At 70.9% G+C, this 24,195-nt stretch carries 19 protein-coding genes and 1 tRNA gene; 12 read left to right on the top strand and 8 right to left on the bottom strand.

Annotation, left to right across the window (positions count from 1 at the left end; all coding sequences use genetic code 11):
- Positions 1 to 3 precede the first annotated feature (3 nt).
- Genes yidC through rpmH form a run of 4 tightly spaced genes read right to left on the bottom strand, consistent with a single transcriptional unit; the run spans position 4 to position 2,174 of the window.
- Positions 4 to 1,278 carry a membrane protein insertase YidC gene (gene yidC / locus ACZ7DL_RS21830; protein ID WP_470776082.1) on the bottom strand — a complete coding sequence of 425 codons (1,275 nt, stop codon included), beginning with the start codon at positions 1,276 to 1,278 and terminating at the stop codon, positions 4 to 6.
- A 3-nt stretch (positions 1,279 to 1,281) separates the two neighbouring features.
- On the bottom strand, positions 1,282 to 1,647 hold the full coding sequence (gene yidD / locus ACZ7DL_RS21835; protein WP_470776085.1) for a membrane protein insertion efficiency factor YidD: 366 nt from the start codon (positions 1,645 to 1,647) through the stop codon (positions 1,282 to 1,284).
- Entirely contained in the window at positions 1,644 to 2,015 is a 372-nt protein-coding gene (gene rnpA / locus ACZ7DL_RS21840) for a ribonuclease P protein component (RefSeq protein ID WP_470776087.1), read from the bottom strand. Before rnpA ends, yidD begins: the two co-directional genes overlap by 4 nt.
- Positions 2,016 to 2,036: 21 nt before the next feature.
- Positions 2,037 to 2,174 (bottom strand): 50S ribosomal protein L34, encoded by a 138-nt coding sequence (rpmH, locus tag ACZ7DL_RS21845; protein ID WP_003956500.1) that lies wholly within the window; start codon positions 2,172 to 2,174, stop codon positions 2,037 to 2,039.
- Between the two features lie 396 nt (positions 2,175 to 2,570).
- Between rpmH and dnaA the strand changes: the two genes are divergently transcribed.
- The 9 genes from dnaA (at position 2,571) to ACZ7DL_RS21890 (ending at position 15,599) form a co-directional block, all read left to right on the top strand.
- Positions 2,571 to 4,487, top strand: coding sequence for a chromosomal replication initiator protein DnaA (gene dnaA / locus ACZ7DL_RS21850; RefSeq protein WP_470776089.1), 1,917 nt, complete (start codon positions 2,571 to 2,573; stop codon positions 4,485 to 4,487).
- 1,041 nt (positions 4,488 to 5,528) lie between these two features.
- The gene (gene dnaN, locus ACZ7DL_RS21855) at positions 5,529 to 6,659 is read left to right on the top strand and encodes a DNA polymerase III subunit beta (protein ID WP_470776091.1); all 1,131 of its coding nucleotides are present in this window, start codon (positions 5,529 to 5,531) and stop codon (positions 6,657 to 6,659) included.
- Positions 6,660 to 6,861: 202 nt separating this feature from the next.
- Positions 6,862 to 7,737 carry a phosphogluconate dehydrogenase (NAD(+)-dependent, decarboxylating) gene (gnd, locus tag ACZ7DL_RS21860; protein WP_470776093.1) on the top strand — a complete coding sequence of 292 codons (876 nt, stop codon included), beginning with the start codon at positions 6,862 to 6,864 and terminating at the stop codon, positions 7,735 to 7,737.
- Positions 7,738 to 7,785: 48 nt separating this feature from the next.
- Positions 7,786 to 8,907 carry a DNA replication/repair protein RecF gene (recF, locus tag ACZ7DL_RS21865; RefSeq protein ID WP_470776095.1) on the top strand — a complete coding sequence of 374 codons (1,122 nt, stop codon included), beginning with the start codon at positions 7,786 to 7,788 and terminating at the stop codon, positions 8,905 to 8,907.
- A complete protein-coding gene (locus tag ACZ7DL_RS21870; RefSeq protein ID WP_470776097.1) occupies positions 8,904 to 9,491 on the top strand; it encodes a DciA family protein in 588 nt (195 codons plus the stop codon). Before recF ends, ACZ7DL_RS21870 begins: the two co-directional genes overlap by 4 nt.
- A gap of 451 nt (positions 9,492 to 9,942) precedes the next feature.
- Entirely contained in the window at positions 9,943 to 12,024 is a 2,082-nt protein-coding gene (gene gyrB, locus ACZ7DL_RS21875; protein ID WP_470776100.1) for a DNA topoisomerase (ATP-hydrolyzing) subunit B, read from the top strand.
- A gap of 42 nt (positions 12,025 to 12,066) precedes the next feature.
- Positions 12,067 to 14,661 carry a DNA gyrase subunit A gene (gyrA, locus tag ACZ7DL_RS21880; RefSeq protein ID WP_470776102.1) on the top strand — a complete coding sequence of 865 codons (2,595 nt, stop codon included), beginning with the start codon at positions 12,067 to 12,069 and terminating at the stop codon, positions 14,659 to 14,661.
- 18 nt (positions 14,662 to 14,679) lie between these two features.
- Positions 14,680 to 15,414, top strand: a complete 735-nt coding sequence (locus ACZ7DL_RS21885; RefSeq protein WP_470776103.1) for a DUF3566 domain-containing protein — start codon at positions 14,680 to 14,682, stop codon at positions 15,412 to 15,414.
- A gap of 111 nt (positions 15,415 to 15,525) precedes the next feature.
- Positions 15,526 to 15,599: transfer RNA gene (locus ACZ7DL_RS21890), tRNA-Ile, on the top strand.
- Between the two features lie 252 nt (positions 15,600 to 15,851).
- Here the strand turns inward: ACZ7DL_RS21890 and ACZ7DL_RS21895 are convergent.
- The gene (locus tag ACZ7DL_RS21895) at positions 15,852 to 20,090 is read right to left on the bottom strand and encodes an nSTAND1 domain-containing NTPase (protein WP_470776105.1); all 4,239 of its coding nucleotides are present in this window, start codon (positions 20,088 to 20,090) and stop codon (positions 15,852 to 15,854) included.
- Positions 20,091 to 20,602: 512 nt separating this feature from the next.
- Positions 20,603 to 21,085, bottom strand: a complete 483-nt coding sequence (locus ACZ7DL_RS21900; protein ID WP_470776107.1) for a hypothetical protein — start codon at positions 21,083 to 21,085, stop codon at positions 20,603 to 20,605.
- Between the two features lie 242 nt (positions 21,086 to 21,327).
- Here ACZ7DL_RS21900 and ACZ7DL_RS21905 point away from each other — a divergent pair, with 242 nt between their 5' ends.
- Positions 21,328 to 21,744: a hypothetical protein gene (locus ACZ7DL_RS21905; protein WP_470776109.1), complete on the top strand. Its 417-nt coding sequence runs from the start codon at positions 21,328 to 21,330 to the stop codon at positions 21,742 to 21,744.
- Between the two features lie 74 nt (positions 21,745 to 21,818).
- Entirely contained in the window at positions 21,819 to 22,019 is a 201-nt protein-coding gene (locus tag ACZ7DL_RS21910) for a ferredoxin (protein WP_470776112.1), read from the top strand.
- On the opposite strand, the gene ACZ7DL_RS21915 is transcribed toward ACZ7DL_RS21910, so the two are convergent.
- On the bottom strand, positions 22,009 to 22,875 hold the full coding sequence (locus ACZ7DL_RS21915; protein WP_470776115.1) for a glycosyltransferase family 2 protein: 867 nt from the start codon (positions 22,873 to 22,875) through the stop codon (positions 22,009 to 22,011). The two genes, ACZ7DL_RS21910 and ACZ7DL_RS21915, sit on opposite strands and share 11 nt — an antisense overlap.
- Positions 22,876 to 23,054: 179 nt before the next feature.
- A complete protein-coding gene (locus ACZ7DL_RS21920) occupies positions 23,055 to 23,390 on the bottom strand; it encodes a DUF6344 domain-containing protein (protein ID WP_470776117.1) in 336 nt (111 codons plus the stop codon).
- Between the two features lie 348 nt (positions 23,391 to 23,738).
- Between ACZ7DL_RS21920 and ACZ7DL_RS21925 the strand changes: the two genes are divergently transcribed.
- The gene (locus ACZ7DL_RS21925; RefSeq protein ID WP_003999697.1) at positions 23,739 to 23,867 is read left to right on the top strand and encodes a DLW-39 family protein; all 129 of its coding nucleotides are present in this window, start codon (positions 23,739 to 23,741) and stop codon (positions 23,865 to 23,867) included.
- Positions 23,868 to 24,195 lie beyond the last annotated feature (328 nt).

A 24,195-nucleotide genomic window follows, 5' to 3' on the forward strand; every position in this document is an offset into this window, starting at 1 on the left:
TTCTTACTTCTTGGACGGGGACTTGGGCCGCTGCGGGCCACCCTTGCGCTGGCCGGACTGGGCCTTGCTGCGGGTGCCGGAGCCGGGCTTCTGGGCCTGCTTGGCAGCGGCAGGCTTGGCGTCCTGCGGCTCGTCGGACTTCTCCAGCGACGGTGAGTCGCCCGCCGACTTGAGCCCGCCGGACTGACGCTGGGCCTTGCTCTGACGCTTGGGCTGCTGACGCCGGCCGGCGGCGGCCGCGGCGGTGCCGGTGGCCGCGCTGTCATCGGTCTGCGCCGTGGCCTGGACCGCGCTCTTCACCACGGTGCCGTCGGCCTCGGCGGCGAGGCCGGCCTTGTTCAGCGCGTTGATGAACTTGCGCTCGAACTCGTTGCGGTCGCGGCCCTTGCTGACGATCGCCTTGACGATGGCCTTCTCGCTGCGCCGGCGGACCTTGCCGTGCTGCGTGACGTGCTTGGTCAGGCGCTCCAGGTAGGCGGCCTGAGCCTTGGAACCCGGGGTCGGGTTGTTGTGGATGACGTACATCTGCTGGCCCATGGTCCACACGTTGGTGGTCAGCCAGTAGACGAGGACACCGACCGGGAAGTTCACACCGAAGACGGCGAACATGACCGGGAAGACGTACATCAGCATCTTCTGCTGCTGCATGAACGGCGTCTTCACCGTGGTGTCGACGTTCTTCGTCATCAGCTGGCGCTGCGTGTAGAACTGCGACGCCGACATCAGCACGATCATGATCGCGGTCACGACGCGGACGTCGGTCAGCGAGGCATGGAGCGCGGCGACCTGGTCCTGGCTGCTGAAGAACTTCGCGGCCAGCGGGGCACCGAAGATGTGCGCGTTCCGCGCGCTCTCGAGCAGCCCCTCGTTGATGACGCCGATCTGCTTGCCCGACGCGATGCCGTTGAGCACGTGGTACAGGGCGAAGAAGAACGGGGACTGCGCCAGGATGGGAAGGCACGAGGAGAGCGGGTTGGTACCCGACTCCTTGTACAGCTTCATCATCTCTTCGGACTGGCGCTGCTTGTCGTTCTTGTAGCGCTCCTGGATCTTCTTCATCTCGGGCTGGAGCGTCTGCATCGCCCGGGTCGCCTTGATCTGCTTCACGAAGAGCGGGATCAGGCAGATGCGGATCAGGATCACCAGAGACACGATGGACAGGCCCCAGGCCCACCCGGTGTCAGGGCCGAAGATCTTGCCGTACACCGTGTGGAACTGGACGATGACCCAGGAGACGGGTGTCGTGATGAAGCTGAAAAGGCTGGCAATCGTGTCCACTAATCATGCTCCTTGGGCATGGGACGAGGTCTCTGCGGCCGGGCTCGAAGGAGACTCGGATTCAAGCTTCGCTTCGGTGGCCGGTTCGGCGGCGGAGGGCCCGCCCCTGCGTGTGCGCCAGGCGTCGCGCAGCATTTCGTGCCACCGCGGGCGCTTACGCGGCGGAACATGGTCCACACCGCCCAGCGACCACGGATTGCACCGGAGGATGCGCCAGGCGGTGAGTGCCGTTCCCTTGATCGCACCGTGCCGGTCGATGGCTGTGTATCCGTAGTGAGAGCACGACGGGTAGTACTTGCAGACCGGCCCCAGCAGCGGACTGATCGTCCACTGGTACAGCTTGATCAGAGCCAGCAGCGGGTACTTCATCGCGCGCCCCCTCCCAGTAGCCGCTGAACGGCGGCGTCCAGGTCTCGGGCCAGCTGTGCGTGCTCGGCGTCGCCCGCTCCGGGCAGCGCTCGTACGACTACCAGGCTACCGGGGGGAAACAGGGCGACTCGGTCACGCATCAGATGGCGAAGTCTGCGCTTCACTTTGTTGCGTACGACCGCGCCACCCACGGCCTTGCTGACGACGAAACCCGCACGCGTCGGGGGAGCGCTCTCCCCAGGCGCGTGCGGGTCCGTGGCACCGCTACGAAGGTGGACGACGAGGGTCGGGCGACCTGCCCGGCGACCTCGTCGTACCGCGGTCGCGAAGTCCTCGCGCCGCCTCAGCCGGTTCTCGGTGGGCAGCACGACGTCATGACCTGATCGGGATCAGGCGGACAGACGGGCGCGACCCTTGCTACGGCGGGACGCGAGAATCGCGCGGCCGGCACGGGTGCGCATACGCAGCCGGAAGCCGTGGGTCTTCGCGCGACGACGGTTGTTCGGCTGGAAGGTGCGCTTGCTCACTCGGGGGCTCCAGAAAGAATCGGTAGTGGCGGGGTGCCGTCCTGGCTGTCACCGTGCGCCCACGAGTAGCTCGCGTCACGCCCGAGTGCACCGCTTCCCGATCACCTGACGTGACCTGTGCCCATCGGAGGCAGGCGGCAGCAGCCATCGACAACTCGACCTGGTTACGGTACGCGGGGCTGCGCCATTCGGTCAAACCGAGGGTCAGCAAGAGACACTATCCACAGGCTGGGGACAACAACTTGAACCGCACCCGCCGCGCTGACTACCGTGGCTGAACTCCGATTCGTTCCCTTGTCCCCGCCCGAGCGGGATTGCCCCCACCCACCCACCCGGATTTCATCCCGACCCGTCCCTGAACCACACGTTCGTGGGACCTGTGAGAGAGCGTGCCCTGTGGCTGACGTACCTGCCGATCTTGCCGCAGTGTGGCCACGAGTACTCGAGCAGCTCCTCGGGGAAGGCCGCGGCCAGGGCGTGGAGGCGAAGGACGAGCACTGGATCCGGCGCTGCCAGCCGCTCGCGCTGGTCGCGGACACCGCCCTGCTCGCCGTACCGAACGAATTCGCGAAGGGCGTACTGGAGGGCCGTCTCGCGCCGATCGTCAGCGAGACCCTGAGCCGCGAGTGCGGCCGCCCCATCCGGATCGCGATCACCGTGGACGACTCGGCGGGCGAACCGCCGGCGCCTCCCGCGCAACAGGCGCCCCCGCCGCGTTACGAGGAGCCGGAACTGCCGTCCGGGTCGTACGAGGGCTACGGCCGCCACCGCGCTCCCGACCAGCTCCCGGGCACCGAGCCGCGGCCCGACCAGCTCCCGACCGCCCGCCCGGCCTACCCGTCCGAGTACCAGCGCCCCGAACCCGGCGCCTGGCCGCGCCCCGGGCAGGACGAGTACGGCTGGCAGCAGCCGCGGCTCGGCTTCCCCGAGCGGGACCCGTACGCCTCGCCGTCGTCCCAGGACGGCTACGGCTCCGGCCCGGACGCGTACGGCTCGCCGGCCCAGGACTACCGCGCGAAGGGCGTGGAACGGCCGTCGTACGACCAGCAGCGCGGCGACTACGACCGCCCGCGCGCCGACTACGAACGCCCGGACTACGCCGCCGGGCGCCCCGAGTACGACCCGTCCCGGACCGAGTACGACCAGCGTGACCCGGTCCGCCGTGAGCTGCCCGACCCGTCGGCGCCCCGCGGCGGCCCCGGCCGCCCGGAGGTGTCCACGGCGGGCACCCCCGGCCCGCCGTCCGCGCAGCCGGCGCAGGCGAGCGGCCCCGGCGAGCCGACGGCGCGGCTGAACCCGAAGTACCTGTTCGACACGTTCGTCATCGGCGCCTCCAACCGGTTCGCGCACGCGGCGGCGGTGGCGGTCGCCGAGGCGCCTGCGAAGGCGTACAACCCGCTGTTCATCTACGGGGAGTCGGGGCTCGGCAAGACGCATCTGCTGCACGCCATCGGGCATTACGCGCGCAGCCTCTACCCGGGCACGCGTGTGCGGTACGTCAGCTCGGAGGAGTTCACCAACGAGTTCATCAACTCCATCCGCGACGGCAAGGGCGACAGCTTCCGCAAGCGCTACCGGGAGATGGACATCCTGCTCGTCGACGACATCCAGTTCCTCGCGGACAAGGAGTCGACGCAGGAGGAGTTCTTCCACACCTTCAACACGCTCCACAACGCCAACAAGCAGATCGTGCTCTCCAGCGACCGGCCGCCCAAGCAGCTGGTCACGCTGGAGGACCGGCTGCGCAACCGCTTCGAGTGGGGTCTGATCACCGACGTCCAGCCGCCCGAGCTGGAGACGCGGATCGCGATCCTGCGCAAGAAGGCGGTCCAGGAGCAGCTGAACGCGCCGCCGGAGGTGCTGGAGTTCATCGCCTCCCGGATCTCGCGGAACATCCGTGAGCTGGAGGGCGCGCTGATCCGGGTGACGGCGTTCGCCTCGCTCAACCGGCAGCCGGTGGACCTGGGCCTGACGGAGATCGTCCTCAAGGACCTGATCCCCGGCGGCGAGGACAGCGCGCCGGAGATCACGGCCACGGCGATCATGGCGGCCACCGCCGACTACTTCGGGCTGACGGTGGAGGACCTGTGCGGCACCTCGCGCGGGCGCGCGCTGGTCACCGCCCGGCAGATCGCGATGTACCTGTGCCGTGAGCTGACCGACCTGTCGCTGCCGAAGATCGGCGCGCAGTTCGGCGGCCGCGACCACACGACCGTGATGCACGCCGACCGCAAGATCCGCGCGCTGATGGCCGAACGGCGCTCGATCTACAACCAGGTCACCGAGCTGACCAACCGCATCAAGAACGGCTGAGGCCGGCCGTACGCCGGCACGGAGGGCGCCACCGGGAATCAGATCCCGGGGCGCCCTTCAGCGTTCCCGGGCCCGCGCAAGAGCCCGCAGGGAGCCCGCCGGGAGCCCGGAAGGAGCCCCGAAGGCCCCGGAGAGCCCAGGACGAAAGGGGGCCCGTGCCGCCGCCCGGGGCCCGCACCGCCGGCCGCCATTCCGGCCCTCCCGACGGCCCCCACAGGCCCCCCGCAGGCGTCCGGGGCGTCGCGCACAGCCCTGTGGACCGTTCCTCCCCGCCATCCCGTGTTCGATTACTTGCCTGGTTACGGCCACTCTCCACAGATTCGGTGACTTTCTTCCGTCCACATCCTGGGGACTGTGGAGTTGTCCCGAACTGCGTCCACAGGGAGGCTGGTTCCGTGGCCTCCGCCCAGCTCAGAGGCCTGTGGAATCGTGGACGAAGGATCTCCACAGACTGTGGAAAACCTGGAGCTCCCCAGCCGGTGCCCGGGGTTTTCCACCAGGACCCCACAGGCTGGGGGCGGTTGTCCCCAGCAAACCCCGGCTTCTCCACATGGCTGTCCACTGTTCGGCAACGTGAGGCCCTCGCTCACCGCGTCGAGTGAAAGCCGTCACAGGAAGCTGCCGGATTGGGGTGTGGGAAACCTGGGTATTCCTGGGGACACAGCTGGGGAGAACTGCCCTCCCCCTGTGGGCGGTGTGTGCAGAACTTCCTGTTCTCCACAGAGACCCCCAGTTGTCCACTGCCTCCACCCACAGGGTCGGTGGATAAAAAAGCTGTGCTGAGCTGGGCAAACGTGGTTATCCACGGTATCCACAGGCCCTACTACTACTCCCGACTAGAGAGAGCTCGGCAATCGTTTGGAAGCGGGGCCTGTGCACAACTCGCCGTCTCGAGCCCGGCTGCCCCTCGGACCGACTTGACCCCGACGGGCACCTACTGTCAGTGCCGTGCGTCAGACTGGTCCCCGGTGTCCTTCCCGTCGCAGTGGGCGGTGACACCGAGTCGGAGGACTCAGTAGCAACAGCAGGAGGCGGCTTACGGTGAAGATCCGGGTGGAACGCGACGTACTCGCGGAGGCAGTGGCCTGGGCGGCACGCAGCCTCCCGGCCCGTCCGCCGGCGCCTGTCCTCGCCGGCCTGCTGCTGAAGGCCGAGGACGGCCAGCTGAGCCTGTCGAGCTTCGACTACGAGGTCTCCGCGCGTGTGAGCGTCGAGGCGGAGGTCGACGAGGAGGGCACCGTCCTCGTCTCCGGCCGTCTGCTCGCCGACATCTCCCGCGCCCTCCCCAACCGTCCGGTGGAGATTTCCACAGACGGTGTACGGGCGACCGTGGTCTGCGGCTCCTCGCGCTTCACCCTGCACACCCTGCCTGTGGAGGAGTACCCGGCGCTGCCGCAGATGCCGAACGCGACCGGCACCGTCCCCGGTGAGGTCTTCGCCGCCGCCGTCTCCCAGGTGGCCATCGCGGCCGGCCGTGACGACACGCTCCCGGTGCTCACCGGTGTGCGCATCGAGATCGAGGGCGACACGGTCACCCTGGCCTCCACCGACCGCTACCGCTTCGCGGTCCGCGAGTTCCTGTGGAAGCCCGAGAACCCGGACGCCTCCGCCGTCGCCCTGGTGCCCGCCAAGACGCTGCTGGACACCGCGAAGTCGCTCGGCGCCGGGGACAGCGTCACGCTGGCGCTGTCCGGCTCCGGTGCCGGTGAGGGCCTGATCGGTTTCGAGGGCGCGGGCCGGCGTACGACCACGCGGCTGCTCGAGGGCGACCTGCCGAAGTACCGGACGCTGTTTCCGACCGAGTTCAACTCCGTCGCCGTGATCGAGACCGCGCCCTTCGTGGAGGCCGTCAAGCGCGTGGCCCTGGTCGCCGAGCGGAACACGCCGGTGCGGCTGAGCTTCGAGCAGGGTGTGCTGATCCTCGAGGCCGGATCCAGCGACGACGCACAGGCTGTGGAAAGGGTCGACGCCCAGCTGGAGGGCGACGACATCTCGATCGCCTTCAATCCGACCTTCCTGCTGGACGGTCTGAGCGCGATCGACTCGCCGGTGGCTCAGCTGTCGTTCACCACGTCCACGAAGCCGGCGCTGCTGAGCGGCAAGCCGGCGCTGGACGCGGAGGCGGACGACGCCTACAAGTACCTGATCATGCCGGTGCGGCTCAGCGGCTGACGTTTTCCACAGGTGTGCACGGTGCCGGGTGCCTCGTGTGGGTGCCCGGCACCCCGCCCGGCTCGGGCGGGGTGGGTTTCCGCAGGTCAGGTGGCTTCGAATGAGCGCGTATGCCCACAGCTGTGCGCGGCGAGGCACAGCTAGGCTCGGCTCGGCACTCAGGTGCCTCTCACGCCACACAGCGACCTAAGGAACACAACTGATGGAGCTCGGTCTCGTCGGCCTCGGCAAGATGGGCGGCAACATGCGCGAGCGGATCCGCCGCGCGGGCCACACCGTCATCGGATACGACCGCAACGCGGACCTCGCGGATGTCCACAGCCTGGAAGAGCTTGTGGGCAAGCTCAGCGGTCCGCGCGTGGTCTGGGTGATGGTCCCGGCCGGCGAGCCCACCCAGTCGACCATCGACCAGCTCGCCGAGCTGCTGGAGCCCGGCGACGTGGTCGTGGACGGTGGCAACTCCCGTTGGACGGACGACGAGAAGCACGCCGAGGAGCTGGCCGCCAAGGGCATAGGCTTCGTCGACTGCGGTGTCTCCGGCGGCGTCTGGGGCCTGGAGAACGGGTACGCGCTGATGTACGGCGGGGACGCCGAGAACGTCGCCAAGGTGCAGCCGGTCTTCGACGCGCTGAAGCCGGAGGGCGACTTCGGTGCGGTGCACGCCGGCAAGGTCGGCGCGGGCCACTTCGCGAAGATGGTCCACAACGGCATCGAGTACGCCATGATGCAGGCCTACGCCGAGGGCTGGGAGCTGCTGGAGAAGGTCGACTCCGTGGAGAACGTCCGCGAGGTCTTCCGCTCCTGGCAGGAGGGCACGGTCATCCGCTCCTGGCTGCTGGACCTCGCGGTGAACGCCCTCGACGAGGACGAGCACCTGGCCGGCCTGCGCGGTTACGCCCAGGACTCCGGTGAGGGACGCTGGACTGTGGAGGCCGCGATCGACAACGCGGTGCCGCTGCCGGCGATCACCGCGTCGCTGTTCGCGCGGTTCGCCTCCCGCCAGGAGGACTCGCCGCAGATGAAGATGATCGCCGCGCTGCGCAACCAGTTCGGCGGTCACGCCGTAGAGAAGAAGTAGGCCGCGAAGCAGCAGGCCGGAGAGAACCAGGGAGCCGGCGAAACGACTATGCACGTCACGCATCTTTCGCTCGCCGACTTCCGCTCGTACGCCCGGGCCGAGGTCCCGCTCGACCCGGGCGTCACCGCCTTCGTCGGCCCGAACGGGCAGGGCAAGACCAACCTCGTGGAGGCGGTCGGGTATCTGGCGACGCTCGGCAGTCACCGGGTCGCCTCCGACGCCCCGCTGGTCCGCATGGGCGCCGAACGGGCGATCGTCCGGGCCCAGGTCCGCCAGGGCGACCGGCAGCAGCTGATCGAGCTGGAGCTGAACCCGGGCAAGGCCAACCGCGCCCGCATCAACCGGTCCTCGCAGGTCAGGCCCCGGGACGTGCTGGGGATCGTACGGACCGTGCTGTTCGCGCCCGAGGATCTCGCCCTCGTCAAAGGCGACCCGGGCGAGCGGCGGCGGTTCCTGGACGAGCTGATCACCGCGCGCTCCCCGCGGATGGCGGGCGTGCGCTCCGACTACGAGCGGGTCCTCAAGCAGCGGAACACCCTGCTGAAGACGGCGGCACTGGCCCGCAGACACGGCGGGCGGTCCATGGACCTGTCCACCCTCGACGTGTGGGACCAGCATTTCGCGCGCGCGGGTGCGGAACTGCTCGCCCAGCGGATGGATCTCCTCGCCGCCCTTCAGCCGCTCGCCGACAAGGCGTACGAGCAACTGGCCCCCGGCGGCGGTCCGGTCGCGCTGGAGTACAAGCCGTCCGCGCCGGGCGAGGCGCACACGCGCGAGGACCTCTACAACCAGCTGACGGCGGCCCTGACGGAGGCGCGCAAGCAGGAGATCGAGCGGGGCGTCACCCTCGTGGGCCCGCACCGGGACGATGTGGTGCTCAAGCTCGGTCAGCTGCCCGCCAAGGGGTACGCCTCGCACGGCGAGTCCTGGTCCTATGCGCTAGCCCTGCGGCTGGCCTCCTACGACCTGCTGCGCGCCGAGGGCAACGAGCCGGTGCTGATCCTCGACGACGTCTTCGCCGAGCTGGACGCCCGCCGCCGGGAGCGGCTGGCGGAGCTGGTCGCGCCCGGTGAACAGGTGCTGGTGACCGCCGCCGTGGATGACGACGTACCCCAGGTGCTGGCCGGTGCGCGGTACGCGGTGGCCGACGGGACGGTGGAGCGCGTATGAGCACCGAGGAACCCGCTCCGGACGCACGGAAGAAGGACGTCCGGAACACGGAAGCCAGGGGCAAGGACGCCGGCAACCAGAAGGAGCCTTCCGGCGTCGACCTCGCGCGCGTGGCGTTGCGCGCCGCGAAGGAGCAGGCACGCGCGCGTGGGGACGCGGCGCGGCAGAAGAAGCAGGCGCGGCGGGGCGGTGGGCTGCGGTCCGGCGCGCGCGCCGACGGCCGCGATCCGATGGCACTCGGCGCGGCGATCAACCGGCTGCTGAACGAGCGCGGCTGGGAGACGCCCGCGGCCGTGGGCGGGGTGATGGGCCGCTGGCCGCAGATCGTCGGCGAGGACCTGGCCAAGCACTGTGTGCCGCAGCGGTACGACGAGGACGAGCGGGTGCTGACCGTGAGTTGCGACTCGACGGCCTGGGCGACCCAGCTGCGCGTCCTCGCCCCCACGCTGGTGGCCCGGCTCAACGAGGACCTCGGGCACGGCACCGTACGGGTGATCAAGGTTCTCAATCCCGGCGGCCCGGCCCGCCGCTACGGCCCGCTGCGCGCCCCGGGCAGCACCGGGCCGGGCGACACCTACGGCTGACGAAGGCCCTGACGGGCGCCCGGCGAAGGCCCTGACGGGCGTCTGACGGGCGCTGACGGGGGGTCGACGCGAGGGTGACGTACCTCACGTCACCGGCTTGCGCCGGTGTGCCGTCGTGCCTGCGTACACAGGTGTGGATCACCACCCGGCCGCCGGCGGATCGCCTTCTGACCCCCCGGTAGCCAAGGGTTGACGGCTCGAAGCGCTGAGTGCCGCCGTGAGCCCCTCGGAGCCCCCATCCGTATATCGGGACCCGGCCGAGACCGGTTGAGGGCGGCACATGGGGACTCAGGTACCGGCAAACCCCCATCGATGTCAGCGCTACCGGTAGACTGGAAGCCAATCCCGCCCCAACGTGGGGACCGCCCGGGAAAAGCTGAGCAACGCTGATCAAGGCTTACCAACGCAACATGCCGCAGCCGCTCCGGCAACCTGCCGACGAGCCCGGCTCGTGCTGTGCCAGAAAGGGCGCTTCGTGGCCGATTCCGGCAACCCCAACGAGAACATCCCGTCCACCGACGCCGGCGTGAACGCCGAGGCCACGGAGACCGCCGCGGCCTCTGCGTCCTACGACGCCAGCGCCATCACCGTGCTCGAAGGGCTGGACGCGGTCCGCAAGCGGCCCGGCATGTACATCGGCTCCACCGGTGAGCGCGGTCTGCACCACTTGGTGTACGAGGTCGTCGACAACTCGGTCGACGAGGCGCTGGCCGGCTACGCGGACACCATCGACGTGACGATCCTCGCCGACGGCGGCGTGCGCGTCGTCGACAACGGCCGTGGCATCCCGGTGGGCATCGTGCCCTCCGAGGGCAAGCCGGCCGTCGAGGTCGTGCTGACCGTGCTGCACGCGGGCGGCAAGTTCGGCGGCGGCGGGTACGCCGTCTCCGGCGGTCTGCACGGTGTCGGCGTGTCCGTCGTGAACGCGCTGTCCATGAAGGTCGCCGTCGAGGTCAGGACCGACGGCCACCGGTGGACGCAGGACTACAAGATGGGTGTCCCGACGGCCCCCCTCGCCAAGCACGAGGCGACCGGGGAGACCGGCACGTCGGTCACCTTCTGGGCCGACCCGGAGATCTTCGAGACCACCGAGTACTCCTTCGAGACGCTGTCCCGGCGTTTCCAGGAGATGGCGTTCCTCAACAAGGGCCTGACGATCCGGCTCACCGACGAGCGCGAGTCGGCGAAGGCGGTCGCCGGCGCGGACGAGGCGGGTGCCGACGAGAGCGCCGAGGTCAAGACCGTCACGTACCACTACGAGGGCGGCATCGTCGACTTCGTGAAGTACCTCAACTCCCGCAAGGGGGACGCGGTGCACCCGACGGTCGTCTCGCTGGAGGCCGAGGACAGGGACAAGAGCCTGTCCCTCGAGGTCGCCATGCAGTGGAACAGCGGCTACAGCGAGGGCGTGTACTCCTTCGCGAACATCATCCACACCCACGAGGGCGGTACCCACGAGGAGGGCTTCCGCGCGGCCCTCACCAGCCTGATCAACAAGTACGCGCGCGACAAGAAGCTGTTGCGCGAGAAGGACGACAACCTCACCGGTGACGACATCCGTGAGGGTCTGACGGCGATCATCTCGGTCAAGCTGAGCGAGCCGCAGTTCGAGGGCCAGACGAAGACCAAGCTGGGCAACACGGAGGCCAAGACCTTCGTGCAGAAGGCGGTCTACGAGCACCTCAACGACTGGCTGGACCGCAACCCGGTCGAGGCCGCGGACATCGTCCGCAAGGGCATCCAGGCGGCCACCGCGCGCGTGGCGGCCCGCAAGGCCCGCGATCTGACCCGGCGCAAGGGCCTGCTGGAGTCGGCGTCCCTGCCGGGCAAGCTCTCCGACTGCCAGTCGAACGACCCCACCAAGTGCGAGATCTTCATCGTCGAGGGTGACTCCGCCGGCGGCTCGGCCAAGTCCGGCCGCAACCCGCAGTACCAGGCGATCCTCCCGATCCGCGGCAAGATCCTCAACGTGGAGAAGGCCCGGATCGACAAGATCCTCCAGAACCAGGAGATCCAGGCGCTGATCTCGGCCTTCGGCACGGGTGTGCACGAGGACTTCGACATCGAGAAGCTGCGCTATCACAAGATCATCCTGATGGCGGACGCCGACGTCGACGGCCAGCACATCAGCACCCTGCTGCTGACCTTCCTGTTCCGCTTCATGCGGCCGCTGGTCGAGGCCGGGCACGTGTACCTGTCCCGCCCCCCGCTGTACAAGATCAAGTGGGGCCGGGACGACGTGGAGTACGCCTACTCGGACCGCGAGCGCGACGCACTGATCGAGATGGGCCGCCAGCGCGGCAAGCGTGTCCGCGAGGACTCGATCCAGCGCTTCAAGGGTCTCGGCGAGATGAACGCCGAGGAGCTGCGCGTGACCACGATGGACCAGGAGCACCGGGTCCTCGGCCAGGTCACCCTGGACGACGCCGCCCAGGCCGACGACCTGTTCTCGGTCCTGATGGGCGAGGACGTCGAGGCCCGGCGCCAGTTCATCCAGCGCAACGCCAAGGACGTCCGCTTCCTCGACATCTGAGTCGGTCTCAGCTGACCGCACCAGGAAGGATCTTCACCAGCAATGGCCGACGAGAACACTCCCGTCACCCCGGAAGAGGGCGGCGAAATCGTGATGCGTGTCGAGCCCGTCGGGCTCGAGACGGAGATGCAGCGCTCGTACCTGGACTACGCGATGTCCGTCATCGTGTCCCGCGCGCTGCCCGACGTCCGTGACGGTCTCAAGCCCGTCCACCGCCGCGTGCTGTACGCCATGTACGACGGCGGCTACCGCCCCGAGCGCGGCTTCTACAAGTGCGCCCGTGTCGTCGGCGACGTCATGGGCAACTACCACCCGCACGGCGACTCCTCGATCTACGACGCCCTGGTGCGCCTCGCCCAGCCGTGGTCGATGCGGATGCCGCTGGTCGACTCCAACGGCAACTTCGGCTCCCCGGGCAACGACCCGGCGGCGGCCATGCGCTACACCGAGTGCAAGATGGCGCCGCTGTCGATGGAGATGGTCCGGGACATCGACGAGGAGACCGTCGACTTCACGGACAACTACGACGGCCGCTCCCAGGAGCCGACCGTCCTGCCGGCCCGCTTCCCGAACCTGCTGATCAACGGCTCGGCCGGTATCGCCGTCGGTATGGCCACCAACATCCCGCCGCACAACCTGCGCGAGGTCGCGGCCGGCGCCCAGTGGTACCTGGAGAACCCGGACGTCTCGCACGAGGAGCTGCTCGATGCGCTGATGGAGCGCATCAAGGGCCCCGACTTCCCGACCGGCGCGCTCGTCGTGGGCCGCAAGGGCATCGAGGAGGCGTACCGCACCGGCCGCGGCTCCATCACGATGCGCGCGGTGGTCGAGGTCGAGGAGATCCAGGGCCGCCAGTGCCTGGTGGTCACCGAGCTGCCGTACCAGGTGAACCCGGACAACCTGGCGCAGAAGATCGCCGACCTGGTGAAGGACGGCAAGATCGGCGGCATCGCGGACGTCCGTGACGAGACGTCGTCGCGTACCGGTCAGCGTCTGGTGATCGTCCTCAAGCGGGACGCGGTCGCCAAGGTCGTGCTGAACAACCTGTACAAGCACACCGACCTCCAGACGAACTTCGGCGCCAACATGCTGGCGCTGGTCGACGGCGTGCCGCGCACCCTCTCCCTGGACGCGTTCATCCGCCACTGGGTGACGCACCAGATCGAGGTCATCGTCCGCCGGACGAAGTTCCGGCTGCGCAAGGCCGAGGAGCGCGCCCACATCCTGCGCGGTCTGCTGAAGGCGCTGGACGCCATCGACGAGGTCATCGCGCTGATCCGGCGCAGTGCGACCGTCGACGTCGCGCGCAGCGGCCTGATGGACCTGCTGGAGATCGACGAGATCCAGGCCAACGCGATCCTCGAGATGCAGCTGCGGCGCCTGGCGGCCCTGGAGCGGCAGAAGATCGTCCAGGAGCACGACGAACTCCAGGCGAAGATCAGCGAGTACAACCAGATCCTCGCCTCGCCGGTCCGCCAGCGCGGGATCGTCAGCGAGGAGCTGGCCGCGATCGTCGAGAAGTACGGCGACGACCGCCAGACCAAGCTGATCCCGTACGAGGGCGACATGTCCATCGAGGACCTGATCGCCGAGGAGGACATCGTCGTCACCGTCACGCGCGGCGGCTACGTCAAGCGGACGAAGACGGACGACTACCGGGCGCAGAAGCGCGGCGGCAAGGGCGTGCGCGGTACGAAGCTGAAGGAAGACGACATCGTCGACCACTTCTTCGTCTCCACCACGCACCACTGGCTGCTGTTCTTCACCAACAAGGGCCGGGTGTACCGGGCGAAGGCGTACGAGCTGCCCGAGGCCGGCCGGGAGGCGCGCGGCCAGCACGTGGCGAACCTGCTCGCCTTCCAGCCGGACGAGGCGATCGCCGAGATCCTCGCGATCCGTGACTACGAGGCGGCGCCCTACCTGGTGCTGGCCACCAAGTCCGGTCTGGTCAAGAAGACGCCTCTGAAGGATTACGATTCGCCGCGCTCCGGTGGTGTCATCGCGATCAACCTGCGGGAGCGCGAGGACGGCAGCGACGACGAGCTGATCGGCGCCGAACTGGTCTCGGCCGACGACGATCTGCTGCTGGTCAGCAAGAAGGCACAGTCGATCCGTTTCACCGCCTCGGACGAGTCCCTTCGCCCGATGGGCCGCGCCACCTCGGGCGTCAAGGGGATGAGTTTCCGGCAGGGCGACGAGCTTCTCTCGATGAATGTTGTTCGACCCGGTACGTTCGTGTTCACTGCCACGGACGGTGGGTACGCGAAGCGCACCGCCGTCGACGAGTACCGCGTCCAGGGCCGCGGCGGCCTCGGCATCAAGGCCGCCAAGATCGTGGAGGACCGTGGTTCACTCGTCGGCGCGCTGATTGTCGAGGAGCACGACGAGATCCTCGCGATCACCCTCTCCGGCGGTGTGATTCGTACGCGAGTCAGCGAGGTCAGGGAGACGGGCCGTGACACCATGGGCGTCCAACTGATCAACCTGGGCAAGCGCGATGCCGTGGTCGGTATCGCACGTAACGCCGAGGCGGGGCGCGAGGCGGAGGAAGTCGACGGCGATGTGGCCGTGGACGAGGCCGTCGAGGGTGCCGCGACCACCGGCACGGACGAGGGTGAGGCACCCTCGGCCGAGTAGCACGAGGAGTGAGTCATCGTGAGCGGAGCCACGGGCGCCGGGTCGTCCGGTACCTCCACGGGTACGGAAACGGACGGCGGCGGCCGTGGCTCCGCCGCGACCGGGGCGGGTGCGGTCAGCGCGACCGACCCGCACACGACCAACCTGAAGCCGGTGAAGGTGTCCGAGGCGGACTCTTCCCGTACGTCTGGATCCCAAGGGGGAACTGTGACGGACACCCGAGGCCCGGCCGCGGCCGGTGAGGCCCGGCCGGCGTCGCCGCTGCCCGGCGAGCGGCGCCCGGAGCAGCCCGCCGGCCCGTACCACCCGCCGCAGGCCTATCCGGCGCAGGCGCCCGCCGGCGCGGTGCGCAAGCCGCGTACCGGCGCGCGGACGGCGCCGCGTACCCGCAAGGCGCGGCTGCGGGTGGCGAAGGCCGACCCGTGGTCGGTGATGAAGGTCAGCTTCCTGCTCTCCATCGCGCTGGGCATCTGCACGATCGTCGCCTCGGCGGTGCTGTGGATGGTCATGGACGCGATGGGCGTGTTCTCGACGGTCGGCGGCACGATCTCGGAGGCGACCGGCTCGAACGAGGCGAACGGCTTCGACCTCCAGGCGTTCCTGTCCCTTCCCCACGTCCTGATGTTCACGACGATCATCGCGGTCATCGACGTGGTCCTGGCCACGGCGCTCGCGACCCTCGGCGCGTTCATCTACAACCTCTCCGCGGGCTTCGTGGGCGGCATCGAGCTGACCCTGGCGGAGGACGAGTGACCCGCAGTCCACGGCGTTGCCGGCAGTGCCCGGCAACCGATTTTGGGACTGGCGCGGTCGTGCGCTAATCTTCAGGAGTCAGCGCGCGGGACACACACCGCAGAGCGCGGCGGGGCTATAGCTCAGTTGGTTAGAGCGCATCCCTGATAAGGATGAGGCCACAGGTTCAAATCCTGTTAGCCCCACAGTGCGAAAACCCCCAACCGATCATGGTTGGGGGTTTTTGGCATCTGTGACGGACATCAGCCGATGAGGCGCCATGCCTGGTCCCGACGGACCCGGCAGCAGGCCGCGCTGATGGTGGCGCGCTTCTTGTGAGCGCGAAAGACCCGACCGCTGGCGACGGGGGATGCACCAGCGATCGGGCCATGGCCAAGGGTAACAAGGTTGTCGGTTCCGTGGGGCCAAGTCCGGGGGGAATCAGGGAGGTTGGCCGATCATCGACCGCACGGAGGGTCGTAGGAGAGGCGGGGCAGGTACTCGTGCCACCGCTGCGGGGTCAGCACGCCCCGGGTGACGGCGCAGATGTGCTTGATCGCCGCGTCGGCGTCCAGGCTCCACAGGCGGAGCGTGTCCGCGCCGCTGGAGACGCCGAGGACATGGCTGTTGGGGCTGAAGGCGAGGAAGTTGCCCGTCTTGGCGTTGGGGCTCATCGACTGGCCGATCGCGGTCGCCGAGGCGGGGTCGGTGACATTCCACAGCCGGACCGTGTTGTCGTTGCCACCACTGGCCAGGGTGTCGCCGCTGGAGCTGAACGTCAGCGAGGTGACCGCCTCGGTGTGGCCGGTCAGCGGGGAACCCAGGGCGCTCGCCTCGGCCGGATCGCCGACGTTCCACAGCCGGACGGTGTCGTCGTCGCTGCCGCTGGCCAGGGTGCGCCCGTCCGGGCTGAAGGCGAGCGCGTTGACCGGACCGGAGTGCTCGGTGAGCGGACTGCCCACCGGGGCCGGCGCGGCCGGGTCGGTCACTTTCCACAGCCGGATCGTGCTGTCCGCGCTGCCACTGGCCAGGGTGTGGCCGTCCGGGCTGAAGGCGAGGGTGTTGATGAAGCCCCGGTGGCCCTTCAGCGGCCCCCCGAGGGGGACGGCGTGGGCGGGGTCGGTGACGTTCCACAGCCGGATGGTGCGGTCGTCGTAGGCGGTGGCCAGGGTGTGGCCGTCCGGGCTCCAGGCCAGTGCGTCCGGGCCCATGAAGCGGGTCTTCAGGGGCAGCGGCGGGCCCGCCGGGACCGGGCGGGCGGGGTCGGTGACGTTCCACAGGTACACCGCGCGGTCCCCGGTGAGGACGGCGAGCGTGTGGCCGTCGGCGGAGAACGCCAGGGAGCGCTGGTCCCCGTCGGTGTGCATGAACGGCTTGCCCAGCGGGACGGGCCGGCCGGGACGGGTCACGTTCCACAGCCGCAGCCTGCCGTCCCGGGCCGCCGTGGCCAGAACCCGGCCGTCCCGGCGGAACGCTCCGCCCCGGCCGACCATGTCCGACGTCGGCACCGACCACAGGCGCGCCTTGGCGTCCCCGCTGCCGGTGGCGAGGGTACGGCCGTCCGGGCTGAACCCCAGGGCGTACATCTCACCGCTGCTGCCCGCGAGCGGCTCGCCGACCTGGGACGGGTTCGCCGGGTCGGTGACGTTCCACAGACTGGCCGTGCTGTCCGCGCTCGCGGCGGCCAGCCGGCCGCCGTCCGGGCTGAACGCCACCGACCAGATCGGCCCGGTGTGCCCGGTCAGCGGTGAGCCGGCCGGCACCGCGCGGCCGGGGTCGGTCACGTCCCACAGCCGGATGGTGTCGTCCGCGCTGCCGCTGGCCAGGGTGTGCCCGTCGGGGCTGAAGGCCACCGAGTGCACCAGACCCGTGTGCCCGCGCAGCACGGTGCGGACCGGCTCGGGACGGCGGCGATCGGCGGTGCGCCACAGCCGCACCGTGGCGTCGTCGCCGCCCGTCGCGAGGGTGCGCCCGTCCGGGCTGAACGCCACACAGCGCACCGCGGCGGTGTGCCCGCGCAGCGTGGCCAGCGCGGTGGGCCGGCGCGGATCGGCCACGTCCCACAGCCGCACGGTCCGGTCCTCGCCGGCCGTGGCCAGCGTGCGCCCGTCCGGGCTGAAGGCGACCAGGTAGATCGTGCCCCGGTGGCCGGTCAGCGGCTTGCCGAGCGGTACGGCGTGCGCGGGGTCGGTGACGTCCCAGAGCCGGACCGTGCCGTCGTCGCCCGCGCTGGCCAGGGTACGGCCGTCCGGGCTGAAGACCGCGCTGCTCACCCAGCTGGTGTGGCCGGTGAGGGGCCGCCCGAGCGGGGCCGGGCGGTGCGGGTCGGCCACGTTCCACAGCCGGACCGTGCGGTCGTAGCTGGCCGTGGCCAGTGTCCTGCCGTCGGGGCTGAACGAGGTCAGGTACACGGCACCGGTGTGGCCGGACAGCGGGGTGGCCAGCGGCGCGTTCACGATCGAGAGCAGGCGGCTGTACGTGCCCTCGTCGCCCGGACGCAGCTGGTGGGCGACCAGATCGAGCTGGGCGGCCAGGGACGGGTCCGTGTGCTGGACCCGGTCGGCCTCGGCGAGCACCTGCTCGAACACGGCGTCGTCGCGCTGCTTCCAGGCGATCACCGCGGAACCGGCGGCGAGGACGGCCAGCACCACCAGCGCCGCCACCGCGGCCCGGCTCAGCCACACCGTGCGTTTGCGCAGCCGTACCGAGGCGGCCAGGAACTCCACCGCGCTGCGGGTCAGGTAGGTGTCCCCGGCGGACCGGGCCCAGGTACGGGCCTGCTCCAGCCGGGACCCCCGGTACAGCAGCGAGCTGTCCCGGTCCGAGTTCTCCCAGGCCCGGCCGTCCTCCTCCAGCCGCTGGCGCAGCAGATGGTCGCCCCGGCCCTCGTCGATCCAGTGCCGCAGCCGCGGCCAGGCGTGCAGCAGTGCCTCGTGCGTGATCTCCACGGTATCCGCGTCCAGCGTCACCAGCCGGGCCCGCACCAGGGCCTCCAGCGACTCCTCCGTCTTGCCGGGGTCCGCCGACTCCTCCGCCAGCTGCCGCCGGGTGCCGCGCCGGCGCGTGGCCTGGGTGTCCTCGCCCAGCCTCACCAGCCGCAGCAGAAGCAGCCGGGCGGCGGTACGGGCCGCGGGGTCCAGGCCGGACCAGGCACGCTCGGCGGTCGCCGCCACGGCGCCCTGGATCCCGCCGGCCGCGCGGTAGCCGGCCAGCGTGAGCCGGCCGGCCTTGCGGCGCTGCCAGGTGGCCAGCAGGGCGTGCGAGAGCAGCGGGAGCACGCCCGCGTCGTGCGCGCCGCGCGGGCCGTCGGCGCTCACCTCGCGCGCGATCAGCTCGGCGAGCCCCGGTTCCAGTTCGAGACCCACCGCCTTGGCCGGGCCGGTCACCGCCTCGCGCAGCTCGGTGCTGGTCAGCGGGCCGAGCACCATGTGGCGGTGCTGGAGCGCGTCGGCCAGTTCCGGGTAGCCGAGGCACTGTTCGTAGAAGTCGGCCCGTATGCCGAGCACGACGCGGACGGGCGCGGGCCCGGTCGAGCCGGCGGGCGGGGTGCAGGCGGCGTGCAGGAGCTGGATGAAGGTACGCCGGTCCGCCTCGTCGGCGCAGAGCGTGAACGCCTCCTCGAACTGGTCCACGATGACGACCGGCCGGGTCTCGGGATCCGTCGCGCGGCCGGCCCAGGCCGCGACCGCCTCGCGCACGGCGCGGGCCAGGTGGGGGGCGTCACCGCCCGGCTGCGCCGGGTTCTCCGAAGCGGCCTGCTCGGCCCGGCGGGCGTCGGCGGCGGCGACGGCGAGCTGCGGGATACGCCGGACCAGCTCGCCGAGCGGATCGGCACCGGGGACGAACTGGAGGACGGGGTCGAAGGCGTCGGCGGAGGTCTGCCGGGAGCGCTGAGGGGACTGAGGGCGCTGAGAGGACTGGGGAGCTTGAGAGGAATGAGGTGACTGGGGGGACTGATGTGGCTGGTGCGGCTGGCGAGGCTGAGGGGGCTGTGGTGGCTGAGGGGCCGGACGAGGCTGAAGGGCCGCCCCGTCGGCCGCCGTTGCCGCTGCCGTTGACGTCGCCGCGCCGGTACGGCCGGTGTTCAGGGCGCCGCCGCGGATCGCGGGGACCAGGCCGGCGTTGAGCAGGGACGACTTTCCGGCTCCCGAGGCGCCGACCAGCATGACCAGTCCGCCCGAACCTTCGGCGGTGCGCAACTGGGCGACGAGGGCGTTCGTGCTCCGCTCCCGGCCGAAGAACCACCGGGCGTCCTCCCGCCGGTACGGGGCGAGTCCTCGGTACGGGCACACGCCACCGGCGACGGGCGGGGCCGGGGCCGGCGGCCGCCGGTTCTCCTCCGCGGGCGGCGCGGGCCGGTCCCCGGCCGGGCCGGCCAGCGCCAGCTCCCACAGCCGCTGCCAGTGGGCGAGGTCGTACAGCCCGGTGGAGACCGGCGTGGGACGCAGCCGCCGCGCCTCCGGGATCAGGATCTGGAGGACCGCGGCGAGGGCGGCGAACTGGGCCGGTACGTTCCTGGCCCGGCGCCAGTCACTGATCCGCTGCGCGGACACCCGGACGGGCCGGCCTCGCTCGTCGACCCGCTGGAGCCGTACGACCGCTTCGGCGACGCTCTTGAGGGGAGGGTTTCCGGCCTCCTTGTACAGCAGCGCGAGGCGCTCGGCGAAGGCTGTGCGTGCCCCTGAGTCGGAACTCAAGGTCCCACCCCTTACTTTCCCCCGCATGTGGACGTCCGGACCGGAAAACTCACCCTATACGCCTGACCTGCGGATAAGGAGGGAGGCGAAGACCGGAACCTCCTCGGCGGGGGCCGCAGATGGCAGGATCCGAACCCGGTAGCGGATCCGTCACACAACGTCCGGACAGGCCACCGGCTCACGTCCCGGAGAGACAGCCCATGGCGCCGAACGTTCTCGGTCAAAGTCGGCCGGCTTGTGCCGCCCCCGGCGGCTGAGCCCGCGAGCCCTCTCCAACCGACCCCGTTCTTCGACCCGTGCCGCAGCGCCGACATGGCACGGGTCGACGGCCCGCACCGTTCGGCACCGGTCCCCACGAGGGGAGGGACCGGTGCCGGACGGCCCGGGACCCAGTCCGCCAGAGGAGCCGCCCGCAGGCCGTCGCGGCCGGCCGCCGCCTCCCGCAGGAACTCCTCGCAGCCGGCGCCCCGCCTCACGCGCCGCGCTGCACGGCCCGGAGACCCCCCAGTCCGTCAGACGAGCCACCCCGCCTCGCGCGCCGCGCGCACGGCTCGGCGTTCGGCCTCCTCGGCGGTGGCGTTGAGCGACGCGTCCCGGCCCCGCGCGGAGCCGCCGGCCGCCGCTGCCGCGCTCTGCGATGCCGTGAGTGCCGCCCGCAGGGCCGCGGCGGCCGCCGGGCCCTCGTCCCGGGCCGCCGCCAGCTGTGCGGCCAGGGCGGCGGTGGCGGCGGCGTTGCGGGCGCAGCGGGCGTCCGCGGCGGGGTCCGGAGCGCTCGCGGCCAGCGCGGCGAGCGACTGCGCCGACAGTCGCAGTGCGTTGGCGGCCCTGCCGACGGAGTCCTTCGGTACGACCTCGGCCGCGTCCTCACCGACACCGGTGTACCGGCATGCGGCGACCGCACGGTCGTAGGCGCTGTGGGCGCGGGCGCCGTGGGCCCGGCGCAACTGGTGTGCCCGTGTGTCCGCGGCGGCCGCCGCCGCTTCTTGTCCGCTCATCCTCCGGCCTCCCTCTCCTGGGACGACACCGCACGCCCGGCCGCCGCGGGCCGGGCGCGGGCAGGGTGCCACGCCGGACGTGAAGAGACCAGAAGCACGGGAACTTCCCGGAGGGTGCGGCCTGGTGATCTGATGCTGTGTCAGATACGGTCGCCTCCCGGCCGTTTCCGAAGGGGTTGAGTGCCATGGCGAAGCCGCGTCCCCGGTGCCCGCGACCGCCCGGTGAACCACGCTGGGTCGCGATGTTCCATCAGCCTGCCCGGGGCTCCTGGACGGTGGGTGCGGAGTCTCCGTACCGGGAGCCGGTGCTGTACGCCGTCGGCGACATGGCCCAGACGGTACGGGCGCGCGGAGACGAGGTGACGGTCGCGTTGTGGGGTCCCCGGGACGGCGCCTGGCACCTCTTCGACACCCCGTCCGCCGGGCCCCCCGCCGCCGCGCCGCCGCAGCCGGCGCCCGCTTCCCCGGAACCGGCCCGGCTCGCCGAGCGCATGACGGACCGCCGGCACCAGGTGCTCATGGCGGGGCTGAGCAAGGCGGGCCTGTACGACCTGGGCCCCGAGGACGGTGAGGCGGTGCGCACCCTGGCCGAGCGGCTCGACGAGCCGACGGTCCGCCGGGTGGCCCACTGGCTCTCGGCCGCGGGCGGGCGGCGGTAGCCCGCAGGCCGGTTCGGCGGGCGGTGCGCCGGGCAGTGACGTCCTGGAAACCACCGTTGACGGCTGGAGGACGCATGAAGGTCTCCGTCGACCGCTCCCTGTGCTACGGCTCGGCCGAGTGCGTGCACCGGGTGCCGGCCGTGTTCGCCTTCGAGGACGGGTACGGCGTGGTACGGCCCGGCGGGGCTCAGGCAGCCGACGACCCGCGGGTCCGGGAGGCGATACGGGAGGCGGCCGAGAAGTGCCCCTCGCAGGCGATCACCTTCACGGAGTAGAACTCTCCGGGGCGGGACGTGCCTCACCAGGAGATGCCTGATCAGGAGATGCCGGTGCAGGAGGTGCCTGCCCGGGGCTTCCCGGAGCGGGAGGGGTGGCCGGGGCCGGCGGCCAGGTCCAGCCGAAGCCGGCGAGCGCGCGGGCCCGGGCCTCCGCGACCGCCATGCGCGCCGCGCGTTCGGCGGGGTCGACGTGGGCCGCCTGGCCCGTGACCTGCCCCTCCCACTTGCGGTACAGCAGCCCGGCCTCCGCCGTGAACCAGCCGCGGCTCACCGCGCTCAGCGCCAGCAGCAGGCCGGTGTCCTCCGAGGCAGGCAGCGCCATCCAGCCGCCCAGGGCGAGGAGCAGTTCCCGCCGTACGCAGAGGGTGGCCGGATGGACCGGGGCGAGAAAGCCGTTCCGCTTCCACTGGTCGAGGACCGTACCGGGCTCGACCGGGCCCTCCTCGGGATCGCCGGGAAAGCCGGCCGTGGAGCCGTCGGGCAGCAGGTCCAGGACCCGGCACGTCGTCCACCCGACCGTGGGGTCCGCCTCCAGCACGGCCAGGTCGCGGGCGAGCGCGCCCGGCATGAGCTGGTCGTCGGCGTCGAGCACCTTGACGTACGTGCCCTCGGCGCGCGCCAGCGCGACGGTCCGGGCGACTCCGGGTCCGCCCGGCCGGCCCTGGCGGAAGGACACGCGCGCGTCGTCCGGCACGTACGGGCGGACCTGGTCCGTCGTGCCGTCCTCCTGGACGACCCAGTCCCACTCCCAGCCGGCGGGCAGCCGCTGCGCGCGCAGGGACGCGTACGCCTGCGGCAGGAACCGGGCGGACGGGCCGTGGACAGCGGTGACAACGGTGACGCGCCGGCTCACGGCAGCACTCACCACCTTTCCGGGCGGGGCCTGTTGTTCGCTGCCAGGATGGCCTACGGCCCGACCCCGGACAGCGCGAGACCCCCGGCCGAGCCCGGCCGGGGGTCTTTCCGTGTCGACTGATGCGTACGCAAGTCGCCGTGGTGTCGAGACGTTGCGGTACTGCGGTGGGGGAGAGGTCAGCAGTCGAGGGAGGTCGAGGCGTCGTCGGAGTCCGTGGTCTCCGCCTGCGTCTCGGGCAGCGGCCGGTGGCGGCAACGGGGGGACTTGCCGTGGGCCTCGGCCCGGATCCGCTGCTTCATCGTGGGGGGCAGGGCCCTGGCATGGGACCGGGCCCAGTGGTGGATCGTCGGGATCGTCGGGACCGTGCGCTGTGCGGTGCGGGGGCTCTCGGTCCGGGGTCCGGCCGCGGCGGCGGTCGCGGAGGTGGCGGTGACGAATCCGAGCGCCGTGCACAGCGCGAGGAAGGCGGTGACGATGGCGGTCCACAGCTTCATGACCTTGTTCCTGGCCATGGCCCCTCACTTTCGGGTTGGGCGATTTGCGTACTTTCCTCATGATGTGTATGGGGATCGCGAAGTGGTGGACCGACGCCCGTGGCGCGTCGATGTTCAGATCAACACCACCCGGATGGGTGCAAGACGGCAGAAAACGCCCGAATTCCGTCGAGGCTGAGCGAAGAGGGAGCAAAGTAACCGTGCGTGCGGGCGCGGTCACCCTCCGGTCCATACGCCGTCCGGCCTGGCCTATTGCGCTGCCGGGGGCGGGAGTTGGGCCGCGGCGCAGGTCACCGATCGATATCGGCCGGTGTGTATAGTCGGGCGCCAGAGGTCCCCTACGTCAAGGAAAGACGAGGTCGCGCGGTGAAGAAGCTGCTCCTGGTCGCACTGGCCGCCATCGGCGGGCTCCTCGTGTACCGCCAGATCCAGGCGGATCGCGCCGAGCAGGATCTGTGGACGGAGGCGACTGACTCCGTGCCCACGGGTTCGTGAGTCCCGATACCGAATCTGAACCGACCCCGGCCGCCTGCGCGGTCGGGGTTTTGCGTTGTCCGGGGGCGTCTGGTGGGCGCCTCGTGTTGCGGGGGCCCGCCGGGTGAGGTAGCCGGGCGGGGGCGGGTGCCGGATGTTGCCGGGCGTTTCGGACGGGCGCATGCGTTGCCCGGATGGCGCAGGGCCGGCCGGGGCAGGATGGGGCACGGTCCGGCGTGGCTGCCCGCTACGGCGCGGCGGGCCCGGCTGGGGAGCGACGACTGGGGGTGTGGCGCGTGCGCGGGTGTACGGCGGTGTGGGCGTGGTGGCGGACCGGCGCCGCGCGGGG

The sequence above is a fragment of the Streptomyces sp. NPDC036984 genome (genome assembly GCF_055607665.1).